General features: G+C 38.4%; 12 protein-coding genes and 5 tRNA genes. 13 read left to right on the top strand and 4 right to left on the bottom strand.

The features are described 5' to 3' along the window. Positions 1 to 291: 291 nt before the first annotated feature. A complete protein-coding gene (locus AN161_RS17175; protein WP_053595562.1) occupies positions 292 to 1,869 on the bottom strand; it encodes an acyl--CoA ligase in 1,578 nt (525 codons plus the stop codon). 456 nt (positions 1,870 to 2,325) lie between these two features. Between AN161_RS17175 and AN161_RS17165 the strand changes: the two genes are divergently transcribed. The 12 genes from AN161_RS17165 to AN161_RS17110 all read left to right on the top strand — a co-directional run bounded on the left by AN161_RS17165 (position 2,326) and on the right by AN161_RS17110 (position 9,979). Then, positions 2,326 to 2,400: transfer RNA gene (locus AN161_RS17165), tRNA-Glu, on the top strand. A 73-nt stretch (positions 2,401 to 2,473) separates the two neighbouring features. Further along, a tRNA-Val gene (locus tag AN161_RS17160) sits at positions 2,474 to 2,549 on the top strand. A gap of 14 nt (positions 2,550 to 2,563) precedes the next feature. Next, positions 2,564 to 2,647 (top strand) — tRNA-Tyr (locus AN161_RS17155). A 17-nt stretch (positions 2,648 to 2,664) separates the two neighbouring features. Beyond that, positions 2,665 to 2,739 (top strand) — tRNA-Gln (locus AN161_RS17150). 13 nt (positions 2,740 to 2,752) lie between these two features. Next, a tRNA-Lys gene (locus AN161_RS17145) sits at positions 2,753 to 2,825 on the top strand. A 418-nt stretch (positions 2,826 to 3,243) separates the two neighbouring features. After that, entirely contained in the window at positions 3,244 to 4,149 is a 906-nt protein-coding gene (gene rocF, locus AN161_RS17140; RefSeq protein ID WP_053595561.1) for an arginase, read from the top strand. Between the two features lie 133 nt (positions 4,150 to 4,282). Next, positions 4,283 to 4,846, top strand: a complete 564-nt coding sequence (sigW, locus tag AN161_RS17135) for an RNA polymerase sigma factor SigW (protein ID WP_053595560.1) — start codon at positions 4,283 to 4,285, stop codon at positions 4,844 to 4,846. A 13-nt stretch (positions 4,847 to 4,859) separates the two neighbouring features. Next, positions 4,860 to 5,486 (top strand): anti-sigma factor, encoded by a 627-nt coding sequence (locus tag AN161_RS17130; RefSeq protein ID WP_053595559.1) that lies wholly within the window; start codon positions 4,860 to 4,862, stop codon positions 5,484 to 5,486. Between the two features lie 149 nt (positions 5,487 to 5,635). Then, on the top strand, positions 5,636 to 6,472 hold the full coding sequence (cdaA, locus tag AN161_RS17125) for a diadenylate cyclase CdaA (RefSeq protein ID WP_143114885.1): 837 nt from the start codon (positions 5,636 to 5,638) through the stop codon (positions 6,470 to 6,472). Then, complete coding sequence (locus AN161_RS17120) at positions 6,465 to 7,541, top strand: CdaR family protein (RefSeq protein ID WP_053595558.1); 1,077 nt, start codon at positions 6,465 to 6,467, stop codon at positions 7,539 to 7,541. The genes cdaA and AN161_RS17120 overlap by 8 nt, the downstream gene beginning before the upstream one ends. 318 nt (positions 7,542 to 7,859) lie before the next feature. After that, positions 7,860 to 9,212, top strand: a complete 1,353-nt coding sequence (gene glmM, locus AN161_RS17115; protein WP_053595557.1) for a phosphoglucosamine mutase — start codon at positions 7,860 to 7,862, stop codon at positions 9,210 to 9,212. Between the two features lie 245 nt (positions 9,213 to 9,457). Continuing rightward, positions 9,458 to 9,979, top strand: coding sequence for a type 1 glutamine amidotransferase domain-containing protein (locus AN161_RS17110; protein ID WP_053595556.1), 522 nt, complete (start codon positions 9,458 to 9,460; stop codon positions 9,977 to 9,979). A 71-nt stretch (positions 9,980 to 10,050) separates the two neighbouring features. Here AN161_RS17110 and AN161_RS17105 read toward each other — a convergent pair whose 3' ends face one another. Then, positions 10,051 to 10,623 carry a hypothetical protein gene (locus tag AN161_RS17105; RefSeq protein ID WP_053595555.1) on the bottom strand — a complete coding sequence of 191 codons (573 nt, stop codon included), beginning with the start codon at positions 10,621 to 10,623 and terminating at the stop codon, positions 10,051 to 10,053. Further along, positions 10,613 to 10,954, bottom strand: a complete 342-nt coding sequence (locus AN161_RS17100) for a PadR family transcriptional regulator (RefSeq protein ID WP_198926904.1) — start codon at positions 10,952 to 10,954, stop codon at positions 10,613 to 10,615. The genes AN161_RS17105 and AN161_RS17100 overlap by 11 nt, the downstream gene beginning before the upstream one ends. A 776-nt stretch (positions 10,955 to 11,730) precedes the next feature. Here AN161_RS17100 and glmS point away from each other — a divergent pair. After that, the gene (gene glmS / locus AN161_RS17095; protein WP_053595554.1) at positions 11,731 to 13,533 is read left to right on the top strand and encodes a glutamine--fructose-6-phosphate transaminase (isomerizing); all 1,803 of its coding nucleotides are present in this window, start codon (positions 11,731 to 11,733) and stop codon (positions 13,531 to 13,533) included. A gap of 704 nt (positions 13,534 to 14,237) precedes the next feature. Here glmS and AN161_RS17090 read toward each other — a convergent pair. After that, on the bottom strand, positions 14,238 to 14,888 hold the full coding sequence (locus AN161_RS17090) for a hypothetical protein (RefSeq protein WP_053595553.1): 651 nt from the start codon (positions 14,886 to 14,888) through the stop codon (positions 14,238 to 14,240). Positions 14,889 to 15,331: the final 443 nt, after the last annotated feature.

Below are 15,331 nucleotides of genomic sequence, written 5' to 3'. Positions count from 1 at the left end.
CCGAACACGGAAGTTAAGCTCTTTAGCGCCGATGGTAGTTGGGGGCTTCCCCCTGTGAGAGTAGGACGTCGCTAGGCGCAAAAAGTCGCTGCTGACAAACTCAGTAGTGGCTTTTTTTATGTCCAAAGAAATAGTAAATGACACTATAAATATATAAAAAGAAGACATTTCAACCGAGTGTGATTGGTGAAATGTCTCTTTTATTTATCTTCATTAAATAGAGGAACTCAGCCTAAGAACGTCACGTCCTGTGGCAACGCCGGACGTAATTACGTCAAGGAGAAATTGATTTTATACAGTTGCTGCTCGTAGCTCGATACGACGAATCTTGCCAGAAGTTGTTTTTGGTAGTTCATCGATAAAGACAATACTACGAGGATATTTATAAGGCGCTGTTAATGCTTTAACATGCTCCTGCAGCTCTTTTGTTAACTCGTCTTCATCACGATCTCTGAAGCCTTCTCGTAAGATGACAAAGGCTTTAACAATATGTCCTCTAATTTCATCTGGTGCTGCAACAACAGCACATTCTTGTACAGCTTCATGTTTATTTAGAGCATCCTCTACCTCAAATGGCCCAATTGTATAGCCTGATGAAATAATAATGTCATCTCCTCGACCTTCAAACCAGAAATAACCTTCTTCATCACATTTAGCTTGGTCACCAGTAATATACCAATCGCCACGGAAGGCAGCTTGTGTACGTTCAGGCTCGCGATAGTACTCTTTAAATAGAGCAGGAGATGATTTGTGTACCGCGATATCTCCAACTTCACCAATCGGTGCCTCGTTGCCTTCATGATCTATAATACGCACAATATTGCCTGGAGTAGGAACACCCATTGAACCCGGACGTAACTCAGTATTTTCAAGTGTGCCGATTAATAAAGTATTTTCCGTTTGACCATAGCCATCACGTACTTTAAGTCCAAAGTTGTTCATAAATGTTTCGATGACTGGTCGATTTAATGGTTCACCAGCAGAAACAGCACTACGTAGAGAAGATAGATTATAGTCTTTTAAAGTATCAATCTTCGCCATAATTCGGTATTCCGTTGGAGTACAGCATAATACATTGACCTTCTCATCTTGAATTAGTTGAAGGTATGTTTTTGCATCAAATCCTCCATGATATACAAATGCAGTTGCGCCCAGCATAATAGTCGATAAAAATGGGCTCCAAATCCATTTTTGCCACCCTGGAGCTGCTGTAGCCCATACTAAATCACGTTCACGTACACAAAGCCATTGAGAAGCGGCTGTTCTAATATGTGCATATCCCCAACCGTGCGAATGAACAACCCCTTTTGGTTTGCCAGTCGTGCCAGATGTATAAGAAAGAAATGCCATATCCTCTCTTTTTGTAGCAGCTGCAGTAAATGTATCTGGCTGTGTACTAGCCAATTCATCTAAAGATGTCCAATCGCCTGTAGCAGTACCTATGATCAATTTATTATTTAAAGCCTCTACTGAAGAAGTAATACGATCTACCTCACTAGTGAACGCTTCATAGGTAATTACGGCACTTGCAGAAGAGTGCTCCATCCGATATTCTAAATCACTTGCACGTAACATTTCTGAACATGAAATAGGAACAATCCCAGCCTTTAGACAGCCAAGGAAGACAAAGTAAGCCTCAGGCAATCGTGGAATAATAACTAATACGCGATCTCCTTTTTGAAGCCCCTTCTTCGTAAAGGCATGTGCGTATTGATTCATTTTTTGTACAAGTTCAACATAGGAAATTTCTCGGCGCTCCTGTTGAGTATTTAGCCATCGGATGGCTTGACGATCACTATCTTGAGAAAACTTCTCTAATTCCTCTGTAATATTATAAAATTCTGGTGCAATTAAATCGTTTGTTACCATGTGAACATTCCTCCCCCAAACAAATTTGATAGAAAATTCATAAAACTATTTCCATTTTAACAATTACAATAATATACAGCAAGAATATTCTATACATAATATAGAAATATTAGATTTAATAGAGAACTATCATGCTTTTAGTTAATGCGAAGGAAAGCTTCGACAAAATATATAAAAATTTTCATAAAAAGTATTGTATAATTTATAATGCTTGCTATAATAATAAATGTACTTAAGAGGTTTTAAAAAAACCGAATTGAATAGTATTGNGTAGCTCAGTTGGTAGTAGCACCTGACTGTTAATCAGGTTGTCGCAGGTTCGAGTCCTGCCTTCGGAGCCATTTTTTTGTTCATTTTTATGTTGATGTTATACATATAAATTTTTTTAAAAAAGTGTTGCATCAAAAAGTAAATAATGTTATTATAAGTATTGTCTTGTTTGAGACATATAATAATGGCCCCTTGGTCAAGTGGTTAAGACACCGCCCTTTCACGGCGGTAACACGGGTTCGAATCCCGTAGGGGTCACCATTTTAAAAACTTTGTAGTAATGCGAAGGCTTAAAAAGAAAATTAACTGTGAAGAAATAAACACCTGTTTCTATGGAGGATTAGCTCAGCTGGGAGAGCATCTGCCTTACAAGCAGAGGGTCGGCGGTTCGAGCCCGTCATCCTCCACCATAATGTGTTATTTCGGAGGGGTAGCGAAGTGGCTAAACGCGGCGGACTGTAAATCCGCTCCTTAGGGTTCGGCGGTTCGAATCCGTCCCCCTCCACCAGTTTTTTTATAAATGATTGGGGTATAGCCAAGCGGTAAGGCAACGGATTTTGATTCCGTCATGCCTAGGTTCGAATCCTAGTACCCCAGCCATTCTTTCTTTTATGAGCCATTAGCTCAGTTGGTAGAGCATCTGACTTTTAATCAGAGGGTCGAAGGTTCGAGTCCTTCATGGCTCACTTTTATATAGAATAAAATATATTAAAAAGTGTTACATTAACTACAGATACTAATCTCTTGCTGAAAACAGTAGGAGATTTTTTTATGCTCTTTTTAAGGATCTTCACTAAAATGTGTACTTGACTGCACATTCCACTTCGGGAGCACGCTTTACGCGGGCGTGGCCTGAGCCTCTTCTTTATTCATAGTTCGCTCCTGCGAGGGCTCAGAACTCACGCTATTCCCATAGGAAGCTTAGCTCTGCGACGATAGACGACAGGAGCACTCGACTCCCTCCACTTCATATGCTTTCATAACAACAAACCGATTTTTGTATTGATCCCTCTTAATTGTATAAATATTCATAAAATTGTTGAGTTGAGCCAAGGTGGATATAGGCTTTACAATAGTCTTACAACTCAAAGGGGGTATAAAAAGATGAATAAACTAAATATTTCTATTATTGGTGTGCCAACTGATTATGGGCAAACACGCAGAGGAGTAGATATGGGACCGAGTGCTATCCGCTACGCAGGTGTTGTAGAACGCTTAGAGGCAATTGGTCATGAGGTACATGATAAAGGGGATATACGTGTTAGTCAGAAACAAGAAGGCATTATTGTCGATAAGCAACTACTAAATTTAGAGGAAGTTGTTGATGTAAGTACATCTTTAGCAAACATTGTAAATGAAGCAGTGGAACAGAAGGAGTTTCCACTAGTATTTGGTGGCGATCATAGTATTGCAATTGGCACTCTTGCAGGGCTTGGGGAGCATTATAAAAACTTAGGTGTTATTTGGTTTGATGCGCATGCTGACCTTAATATACCTGAAACGACACCGTCTGGTAATATACATGGTATGCCTTTAGCTGTTAGCATTGGGCTAGGTCATGAACGCTTAGTGCAAATTCGTAATTATGCGCCGAAAATTAAACCTGAAAACGTCATTATTATTGGGGCACGTTCTGTAGATCCAGGTGAGCGTGAATTAATTAGTCAGCAAGGAATCAAGGTGTACACAATGCATGAGATAGATCGTCTTGGCATGACACGTGTAATGGAAGATGCTCTTGCCTATTTAAGAGAGCGCAATGTAGATGGTCTGCATTTATCACTCGATTTAGATGGGTTAGATCCACTTTATACTCCAGGGGTTGGGACACCTGTACCTGGTGGTATTACATATCGAGAAAGCCATTTAGCGATGGAAATGCTTCAGGAATCAGATATGTTAACATCCGCTGAATTTGTTGAGGTTAACCCAATTTTAGATGAAAAGAATAAAACGGCAGATGTTGCTGTTGCATTAATGGGATCTTTATTTGGTGAAACTCTAGTTTAAAGAAATTTAACGAAAAATTACCTATTGCCACAATGTATAAAAATCTTTTGTTATAATTAATAACAAAATGAAACTTTTCTTATCGATGGGTCGTATAGTATAAGACAGTTGTAAAGGTGGAGAAATCAACACAATGGATGCGTTAGTAAACAAGAGAATAAAACAAGTGCTTAAAGGCGATCAAAACGCATTTGCCGATATTGTGAGTCTCTATCAGCACAAACTGTACCAAGTATGCTATAGGATGTTAGGGAACAAGCAAGAATCTGAGGATATTGCACAGGAGGCGTTTGTTCGTGCCTATATGAACTTGCATACTTTTGATCAAAAAAGAAAATTTTCGACGTGGCTTTATCGCATAGCGACAAACCTTTGTATAGACCGTATCCGGAAGAAAAAGCCGGATTACTATTTAGATGCAGAAGTAGCTGGTACAGAAGGGCTTAATATGTATTCGCAAATCGCAGCAGATGACCAGCTACCAGAGGAACAAATAGAGCAAATGGAACTGCAAGATCGCATTCAATATGAGATTGGACGTTTGCCGGATAAATACCGTTCAGTTATAGTATTGAAATATATTGAAGAATTATCGTTGCAGGAAATTAGTGAGATTTTAGATATGCCTCTTGGAACGGTGAAAACGAGAATTCACCGCGGACGTGAAGCATTACGTAAGCAATTAAACAATCTGTAGGAGGGGAAGCGTCATGAATACTTGTCCAGAGCATATAATAGACTATATGCATGATTATTTAGATGGTGACATTCGTCGTGAGCATGAGCATGAGTTAAAACAACATTTGCATACATGCAGTGATTGTAAACAATTGATGCAAGAATTGAGTGAAACAATCGCTTTTGTGAAGAGTGCTTCCCATATTACAGCACCTCCGCATTTTGAAGAAGCCGTGATGGCTCGTTTACCGAAACCCAAAAGTCGTGTAGGCATGCAAAAATGGATTCGCCGGCATCCGTTCTTTGTGGCAGCGGCAGTTTTTTGTTTATTCATGAGTGCAACTTTACTTGGTAGTTTCATGGATGACCAACACTTCTCCGTGACTAAACAACCAAACCTAGTTGTTGAAGGTCAGACGGTCATTGTGCCGGAGGGCGAAGTTGTAAAAGGCGACATTGTTGTTAAAAATGGCGATTTAATTGTTGAGGGTGAAGTGGATGGAAATATTACCGTTATTAACGGACAGTATATGGCATCTTCGGCAGTTGTTTCAGGTAAAATAGAGGAAATTGACGAAGCATTCGAATGGCTTTGGTATACGATCAAAAATTCAGTAAAGTCTGCCATGACATTCGAGGAAAAACAAGCAACTAAATAACACTCTATACGTCCTAAAAGATAGTGCACGTGAGAGGCTGAAAGGTCTACTCTTTTGAGTAGACTTTTTATTTGAAAAAAGTTACATTTGTTAAGAATGTGCTATACTTAAATGTGTATGGATTCGCAATGAAAAGTGGGGGATGCCACGTGCAAATTATCGAACAATTCGCTGATTTAACACCCGTGAATATTGTTATTAACTTCATAGATGTACTGCTTGTTTGGTACGTTGTTTATAAAATTTTAACCCTCATTAAAGGTACGAAAGCTGTCCAATTATTAAAAGGAATTTTCGTGATTATTATTGCGCGCATCGCTACTGACTATTTAGGGTTAGAAACTTTAGGTTGGATGCTACAACAAGTAATCGAATTCGGTTTCTTGGCGATTATTATCATTTTCCAACCTGAAATAAGACGTGGTCTTGAACAAATTGGTCGAGGAAAGTTATTCCAACGCTCAACTAGTCAAGTGGAGGAAGAGCAAACAAGACTTATTGAGGCCATGAAGAAATCAGTTAGTTATATGGCCAAACGCCGTATTGGGGCGTTAATTTCTATTGAGAAAGAAACTGGTCTAAATGAATATATCGAAACGGGCATAGGTCTAAATGCTGAAATCTCATCTGAGTTACTTATCAACATTTTCATACCTAACACACCACTTCATGATGGAGCGGTTATTATGCAGAAAGATAAAGTAACGGCAGCAGCTTGTTATTTACCGCTTTCTGAAAGTCCGTTTATCTCAAAAGAGCTTGGGACACGCCACCGTGCTGCACTAGGCTTAAGTGAAGTGACAGATGCCATTACTATTGTCGTATCCGAGGAAACTGGTGCCATTAGTATTACAGTGAATGGTAACCTACATCGTAATCTTTCTCTAGAGGAATTCGAAGCACTGTTACGTAAAATGTGGTTCGGATCAGCACAAGAATCAAATGCAACCTCTAAGTTGACTTGGAGGGGGAAAAAGAATGGATAAAATGATGGATAGCCCTTGGGTTTTACGAATCATCGCATTATTTCTAGCCTGTTTGCTATTTTTCTCCGTTCGTACTGAGTTATCTCCTACAAAGAAAACAATAACAAGTGAGCAAACAGCGGTAATTCGAGATGTACCAGTAGATGTTTTTTATGACGATAAAAATCTCATTGTAACAGGCATACCAAAGACGGTGAATGTTACAATAAAAGGCTCGATGCCACTCGTTTTACAAGCACAGGCATCAAAGGATTTTTCCATATTCGTAGATTTAAGTAATTTACTAATTGGTGAACATAACGTAAGGCTGAAGTACGAGAATATTTCTGAAAAATTGCAAGTTACATTAGACCCGGCAACTGTAAAGGTAAATATTGAGGAAAAGGTCACGCAAGAGTTTCGTGTTGACCCTGAGATGAATAATCGTTTAATTGAAGAAGGATATATATTAAAGGGCATGACTGCTAATCCAGCTACGGTGTATGTTACAGGTCCTAAAAGTGCAATTGAAAACATTAGCTATGTAAAAGCTACTGTAACGGGTGAGCAAGGCTTGAAAGAACCATTCTCACAGGTAGCGGCAGTTAAAGTACTAGATCGTGATTTAAATAAGTTAGATGTGACGATTGAACCGGAAACTGTGAAGGTACAAGTAGATATTGGGGCATACAGTAGAGAGTTGCCTGTTGTGCTTAAGGAAATAGGGACAGCGGCGGATGGTATTACCGTCAACCAATTAACATTTAGTCCTACAACGGTGAAAGTGTACGGTAAAAAATCTATCATAGATGCATTAACGGCAATACCACTTGAGGTTGACCTATCAAAAATTACAGAATCAAAAACTTATGAATTTGATGTAAAATTACCAGAAGGCGTGACAAAAATATCTGAATCAAGAATTAAAGTGAAAGCAGATATTTCGAAGGTAGAGCAGGAAAAAACTACAACTACTCCAACAACAACGACACCTGCTCCTACACCTACTCCTTCGCCTCCTTCAGAGGAATCTATCACTCCTCCTGAGGAAGACACGCCTACTGAGCAAACAGAAGATATTGATTCTTAGACAATAACTGACTATAATTTTATTTTGATTCAGTAGAGATTTCGTTCTCTATCAGTAAGGGCATTCATTTTCGGATTTGATACACTAACGGAAACAAGGTGCTCAGGCTAAAATCAAAATACCCTATGCTAAATTTATCTGTGCTGACTGGAAAGAGGGACTCATGACAAGCTAAGATAAATTCGTATAGGGGCATAATTAATAGTTACCAGTGAATGAACGAAAATTGACTTTTCCAAAAGTAAGCAGATGGGCGGTCTAGTTGTCAGCGTAGACAAGCGTGACCACCGTCTTGCATTGAAGGAGAGAATAATCAAAATGGGTAAATATTTTGGAACAGATGGCGTCCGTGGCGTCGCGAATAGTGAATTAACACCGGAACTTGCATTTAAACTTGGCCGCATAGGTGGCTATGTTTTAACGAAGGATGCAACTGACCGTCCAAAGGTTTTAATCGGTCGTGACACACGTATTTCAGGTGAAATGCTTGAAGGTGCACTTGTAGCTGGTCTTTTATCAATCGGCGTAGAGGTGATGCGTCTAGGTGTTATTTCGACACCAGGTGTGGCTTATCTTACTCGAATTATGAGCGCAGATGCAGGCGTCATGATTTCAGCTTCACATAACCCAGTTGCCGATAATGGCATTAAGTTTTTCGGTCCAGATGGCTTTAAGCTAACTGATGCGCAAGAAGCCGAAATCGAAGCGATATTAGATGCACAAGAGGATACATTGCCACGTCCAATCGGGGCAGATTTAGGCTCTGTAAGCGACTACTTCGAGGGTGGACAAAAATATATTCAATACTTAAAACAAACAGTGGATGAAGAATTTGATGGTATCCATGTCGCATTAGATTGTGCACATGGTGCTACGTCTTCACTAGCTACACACCTATTTGCAGATTTAGAAGCGGATATTTCAACGATGGGTGCTTCACCAACAGGCTTAAATATTAATGACGGTGTCGGCTCAACACATCCAGAAGGATTAGCTAAATTTGTCGCAGAAAAGGGTGCTGATGTTGGATTAGCATTCGATGGCGATGGTGACCGGTTAATCGCTGTAGATGAAAACGGTAAAATCGTTGATGGTGACCAAATTATGTTCATCATTGGGAAGCATTTGAATGCAGTTGGCCGCTTGAAAAAGCAAACAATCGTTTCAACGGTTATGAGTAACATGGGCTTCTACAAAGCTGTTGAAGATAATGAAATGCATAGTGTACAAACAGCTGTAGGTGATCGTTATGTCGTGGAAGAAATGCGTGCCAATGATTATAATTTAGGTGGCGAGCAATCTGGTCATATTGTTTTCTTAGACTTTAATACAACTGGTGACGGTTTATTAACAGGTATTCAGCTTGTCAACATTATGAAAGCTACAGGTAAAAAACTGTCGGAGCTTGCCTCTGAAATGAAAATTTTCCCACAGCGTTTAGTCAACGTACGTGTAACAGACAAGCATGCTGTGACAGAGAATGCAAAGGTTGCTGCAGTGATTACTGATGTAGAAGCAGATATGGCTGGCAACGGTCGCGTTTTAGTACGTCCTTCTGGTACAGAGCCACTTGTACGAGTAATGGTAGAAGCAGCTACAGAGGCAGACTGCGAGCGTTACGTAGAGCGTATTGCAGATGTTGTCCGTGCTGAAATGGGCTTAGCTGAATAAATAGTATATAAACTCGATTTCCTTTAATAAGGGGGTCGAGTTTTTTTATTAGGTTTTATAATATTTTTTTTAGGTATGCAAGAGTTAATGATAGAATCATCAAAGTCGAAAATGACGGATAGAGGTCAGAACGGGATAGAATGAAATTGGCCTTAATTATTGAAAACACGCTGACGAAATGAATGTTTTCGAAAAGAATGGGAACAGTAGTACAGAGTCAGATTAACAAGGAGTGTTGTATTGCAATGGCTAAAATTGCTACGGTGATTACCAATATGTTTGAGGACGCTGAATATACGAGCCCTAAAGGAGCATTAGAAGCGGCAGGTCATGAACTAATCACGATAGATACGACAGTAGGCATTGAGGTAGAAGGTAAGCATGGAGAGAAAGTTAAAATTGATAAAGGTATCGATGAGGTGACAGCCTCTGAATTCGATGCATTGTTCATCCCAGGTGGTTTTTCTCCTGATATATTACGCGTAGACGATCGTGTTGTGGCATTTGTAAAGGAATTTATGGACGACATGAAACCGACCTTTGCCATTTGTCATGGACCTCAGCTACTCATTACAGCAAAAACATTAAACGGTCGTGATGCAACTGGCTATAAATCAATTCGAGTAGATTTAGAAAATGCAGGCGCGATTTTCCATGACGAAGAAGTATTTGTTTGTCAAAAACAACTAGTAACAAGTCGCACACCAGATGACTTACCAGCATTTAATCGAGAAATTGTGAAATTATTGGAAAGTAAAGAAGGTTAAACTTAAAGGGCACAAGCGAGTTTGCCTGTGCCTTTTATTTTTTGAAAGTAATAAATTCTATTACATCAATTCTATCTCTTTTTTAACGCTATAATGGCATTGGTAATTTGCCCAAGTCCAATACCAATGATAATGCCAATACCAGCGCCGATTGCAGTGTCAATCCAGCCTCTGTCAAAAAATGCTTCATATCCACCGCCAGTTAGAAAGCCGATTAATCCGCCGATGCCTAAGCCTAAAAACAGGAACCCACCATAAAACAACCCAATCGCCTCATAATCTGCGGGATCACGAGTTTCGTAATACTGCTGGAAGCGTTCATTTAAATCCTCGGATTGCTCAGAGTTGCTGGCGAATTTCATTTCCTCGCTTGCCTTATTAAAAGCTTCCTGCTCCGTTAAACCTTGTGACATCAAATCATTCATATAATCGCTCATATATAGTATCATGTCGTCTTGCGCCTCTCGCCCCTGATTGGAACGCCCTTTAAACTTTGACAGTTGTTTGTCGATTTTACGTTTAGTTTGCCCACTTTTCTTGCGCAGTTTTTCCATATAAGTCATTTCAGCGTCCTGCAAATAATTCTGGGATTGTTCTTTCGCAAAACGATTAATTCTCTCCTGAATTTCACGACTAAAACTCATGCTTGCTTCCTCCATCATTTCTTAAAATTTCAATACGACTACTTAAAAAATCCCATTTAGCCCAGAAGGACATCAATTTTTCTCGCCCTTGTTCATTCAGCGTATAAAATTTCCTCGGTGGACCAATTTCAGATGGCTTTTTGACAATATTGACAAGACGATTTCTTTCTAACCGCATAAGTAGCGCATAAACAGTTCCTTCAGCTATGCCCTCGAACCCCATCTGTGTGAGATATTTGACAATCTCATAACCATAAATTTCGCCACGGCTGATGATTTCTAAAACAATACCTTCTAAAACTCCTTTGAGCATTTCGCTCAGATTATCCACGATCTCACCCCCAGGCCACAAGCTTAGTTTCTCTGTACTAAGTGTTGCTAAGTACTGTATATAGTATTGCTAAGTAGTGGCCTTTGTCAAGCGATTAAAAAATGGGGTTTTCGTTCAGATGAATATGTTCTTGGGCTCAGTTCAACACAAATCCATAGCAGAGAATAGTTGTTGCTGACCTATGAAAAAAACATCATATATTTAATAGGAATTTCAAAATAATGCTTTATAGCAGATTGTTTGTCTACATTTTGTCACTAAAATGGAGGATAAATAGGTGTTTTTTATAACGAAAATTTGACGTACAGCATATGATTGAGTATGATGGAGAAGTTGAAGATGAGGTCCGACCTTATCATTTTAACGATAGCGCATAAGGAGGGAAGAAAGCGCAAAATCGGAAAACAATTATAGCGCCTGAGCTGAAGAAATTGGACGAAACGATCTTCAGCAGACGAGGTGGAGGTTTATCGAAAATTCGGCGGATGCCTCCCAATCGACATACCCGATTGTCATTTTTCATTTTGAAAGCATTTGAGTGATTGAATGTACAGAAAATGGAGAAGGTATAGTTAAAGCAATAGATAAATAGAGAAACTTCACGTATCGAATGATAACTATTCAGACGGCTGAATGAGTGTTAGGAATATGTATGTATTAGTTACGCTTATTTTCTGTGAAAATAAGTATAGCTTTTATATTCATAAAAAAATTCGATAAGTTGAGGTCTAGTTTGTCATTGCGTCAAATTGACGATATCGGAGGACAAGAAATTTATGTGTGGAATTGTAGGATATATTGGTGAATCAGATGCAAAGGAAATCTTATTAAAAGGTTTAGAGAAACTAGAGTACCGTGGCTATGACTCAGCAGGTATTGCAGTACGTAATGAAGATGGTGTAACAGTATTCAAAGAAAAGGGTCGTATTGCCGATTTACGTGACGCGGTGGACGAGGACGTTGCTGCAAAAGTGGGTATTGGTCATACACGTTGGGCAACTCATGGTGTGCCAAACCGTTTGAATGCACACCCTCACCAAAGTACATCAGGACGTTTTACGCTAGTACACAACGGAGTTATTGAAAACTATCATTTATTACAAAAAACTTATTTAAAAGGTATTCCGATGAAATCTGATACAGACACAGAGGTCATCGTGCAATTAGTAGAGCTATTTGTGAAAGAAGGTTTAAGCACAGCTGAGGCGTTCCGTAAGACTCTATCTCTATTACACGGCTCTTACGCATTAGCGCTTTTAGATGCAGAAGCGGCGGATACAATTTTCGTTGCGAAAAACAAATCTCCACTTTTAGTAGGTGTTGGTGAAGGCTTCAATGTTGTAGCTTCTGATGCAATGGCGATGCTACAGGTAACAGATCAATATGTGGAGTTACATGATAAAGAAGTCGTAATCGTACACAAAGCTGGCGTTGAAATTACAAAATTAGACGGTTCAGTAGTAGAGCGTGCACCTTATACAGCAGAGCTTGATATGAGCGATATTGAAAAAGGTACTTACCCTCACTACATGCTAAAAGAAATGGATGAGCAGCCAACAGTTATTCGTAAAATTATTCAAGCATACGAAGGTGAGAATGGCGAATTAACAATTGACGCTGATATTTTAGAAGCATTACGAGCAGCAGACCGTCTATATATTATTGCAGCCGGAACAAGCTATCATGCAGGCTTAATCGGTAAGCAATATTTCGAAAAAATGGCTGGTATCCCTGTGGAAGTTCATATTTCAAGTGAATTCGGCTACAATATGCCATTACTATCGGAAAAACCATTGTTCATCTTTATTACACAATCAGGTGAAACAGCAGATAGCCGTCAAGTACTTGTGAAAATTAAAGAGCTTGGTTACCCAACATTAACAATTACAAATGTACCTGGCTCTACACTATCACGTGAAGCGGATCATACGCTTTTACTACATGCAGGTCCAGAAATTGCAGTAGCTTCAACAAAAGCATATGTAGCACAAGTAGCTGTACTTGCCCTAGCAGCGTATGTAACTGCAAAGGCTAATGGCAAAGGCTTAGAGTTCGATTTAAAACAAGAACTTGCGATTGCAGCAAATGGTATCCAAACAATTATTGATTCAAAAGATGTATTAGAGGACATCGCAGAGGACTACTTAAAAATCGCACGCAACGCATTCTTCATCGGTCGTAACATCGACTTCTATGTAAGCCTTGAAGGTGCCTTGAAGCTAAAAGAAATCTCTTACATTCAAGCAGAAGGCTTCGCAGGTGGCGAGTTAAAACACGGAACAATTGCCTTAATCGAAGAAGGTACACCAGTGTTCGCCCTTGTCACACAAGAAGCAGTATCATTAAATATTCGTGGTAATGTTAAAGAGGTAGCTGCACGTGGAGCATATCCATGTATTATTGCGATGGCTGGCGTAGATGAAGACGGTGACCGTTTAGTAATCCCTCAAGTTCATGAATACCTAACACCACTTGTATCTGTAGTGCCATTACAGTTAATTAGCTATTACGCAGCACTTCACCGCCGCTGTGATGTGGATAAACCACGTAACTTGGCTAAATCAGTGACTGTTGAGTAAGGGTTCGCTAACAGATAATTGTAGTGAGTTATAACTAATGCTGTCACAATTTATAATTAGATTTGTCATAAATATATAAGATATTGTGACATCGAAAACCAACCCTGGTACAGTGTAGTCGTTGCTGTATCAGGGTTTGTGTTTTTTCTTAGAATATTTTTTATGAATAAATAAATAAAATATATAGTTGAATATTAAAGCGGAAATTATAATTAATATTGTCACTTTATAGATTTTTTATATGTTAAGAGATAATAAATTTGTTTTATTAAAAATAAAGTCCTTAAAAAAATAATAAGGTGTTTAATTCTTATTGAACTCCCATGAAAAAAAATCTCTGGCACTAAAAAAGTCAATGCTAAAACAAATGCGACCTTTATATTCGAGAAAATGGTAGCTCCTAAAATATAGATTTGTTAGATTGTAATAGGAAGCACCAGGCTTAAGAGGTATTTTGGGAGACAATTGTAAACATAATTCGAGGCTGAGAGTATCGGATTTAAGGCGGTTAAAGGTCATAGGACTGATGTAAAGATGCGCCAAGTTACTTCGTACTGGATTAAGTGCAGCAACTTGAGTAGGATGAACCTCTCGTGATTGCTTCCTATGAGGGAGCGACAGTCGGAGGTAGAACAAAAAGGACAATGTCCAGGTACAGTCTCTACAGGACTCATAAATCTCTAATTGATTAATATTTTTTGTAATTAGTTAGTTATAACAAATTTCACCACACTAGTATCAAAATTATTTTTCTTCAAAACTTGATTGGTCATTTTTTGAATTTCATTTTTTGAATTTTCGTCAATAGGATCTGCAAATTCAATTATAATCTCTGCGGTCTCGGGGGAAAATTTATTATGTAAATAAAATCCATTAACACCCTTATCCAACAAGGGATAACTAATATACTCTATTAAATCATTATAGCTTATTCGGTTTGCAGTTTTTAGTACTGGTTGAGTAGAATTTGATATATGAATTTGAAACATGGTAGGATTGAATTTTTGTTTCTCTATAAATTTGTTTACTAATTGTTCTACTTCTTTTATTTCTTTTGGTTTAAGCTCATTACTAATCTCATGTCTTTTAATGATTATTTCAACTTTTTCATCATTTAACATAGCGAAATCTACAGATAGTGGATAGCCTTGATCCCGTAAGTCTGCACGGATGGAATACAGTAGACTAGAATATTTTTCATGGAATTGCATTAATTCTTTGTTGCTATACGTAGTTGTAGTTATTTCGGGTTCTTTAGCAAGGTTAGCAAAAGGGTTAGAGAAAATAATGAACAACGTAATGGTGAAAATCGCCAATGGGAAAACGCACCTTTTGAAAAATTGCCTTTTGGACATTAAATACCTCCTTTAATTTATAGTTAAGGATATGTATAAGTTTTAAAAATAGAATTTAAGTTACGGTTTTTTTGAATAAAGTTAAGTTATTTGATTAATTAAACCTATATTTTTAACGATTTATACAATGGTCAACTACTACAACCTATAGGATTGGACTTTGAAGGTGAAAAATATACACCTCAAGATGACACGAAAGGGATTTATTTTGAACACCAATTGTTTAACTTTTTTGTCTTTGAAAAAAATAATTTGCAATATATGGTCGGGATCTATAAAGGCGTTGCTGATAAAGTATCACTTGAAATATTCGTTAAAATTGCAAATTCAATTTAATCTGATGAAAGACAATAAAATAAACATAAACCTGAATTATTCACAGCCATCTGAGATTTAGGGAATTTGGCTAGTTTTTCAGAATTGAGGAAAATAATTAGGAGTAA

It is taken from the genome of Lysinibacillus sp. FJAT-14222 (assembly GCF_001278875.1).
GTDB classification, from domain to species: domain Bacteria; phylum Bacillota; class Bacilli; order Bacillales_A; family Planococcaceae; genus Lysinibacillus; species Lysinibacillus agricola.
This window is presented reverse-complemented; position numbering and strand designations above follow the sequence as displayed.

Excerpts from the sequence above, each read along its gene's own strand:
- AN161_RS17175 (WP_053595562.1), bottom strand. The coding sequence starts at position 1,869 with ATGGTAACAAACGATTTAATTGCACCAGAATTTTATAATATTACAGAG.
- rocF (WP_053595561.1), top strand. The coding sequence starts at position 3,244 with ATGAATAAACTAAATATTTCTATTATTGGTGTGCCAACTGATTATGGG.
- sigW (WP_053595560.1), top strand. The coding sequence starts at position 4,283 with ATGGATGCGTTAGTAAACAAGAGAATAAAACAAGTGCTTAAAGGCGAT.
- AN161_RS17130 (WP_053595559.1), top strand. The coding sequence starts at position 4,860 with ATGAATACTTGTCCAGAGCATATAATAGACTATATGCATGATTATTTA.
- AN161_RS17120 (WP_053595558.1), top strand. The coding sequence starts at position 6,465 with ATGGATAAAATGATGGATAGCCCTTGGGTTTTACGAATCATCGCATTA.
- glmM (WP_053595557.1), top strand. The coding sequence starts at position 7,860 with ATGGGTAAATATTTTGGAACAGATGGCGTCCGTGGCGTCGCGAATAGT.
- AN161_RS17110 (WP_053595556.1), top strand. The coding sequence starts at position 9,458 with ATGGCTAAAATTGCTACGGTGATTACCAATATGTTTGAGGACGCTGAA.
- AN161_RS17105 (WP_053595555.1), bottom strand. The coding sequence starts at position 10,623 with ATGAGTTTTAGTCGTGAAATTCAGGAGAGAATTAATCGTTTTGCGAAA.
- glmS (WP_053595554.1), top strand. The coding sequence starts at position 11,731 with ATGTGTGGAATTGTAGGATATATTGGTGAATCAGATGCAAAGGAAATC.
- AN161_RS17090 (WP_053595553.1), bottom strand. The coding sequence starts at position 14,888 with ATGTCCAAAAGGCAATTTTTCAAAAGGTGCGTTTTCCCATTGGCGATT.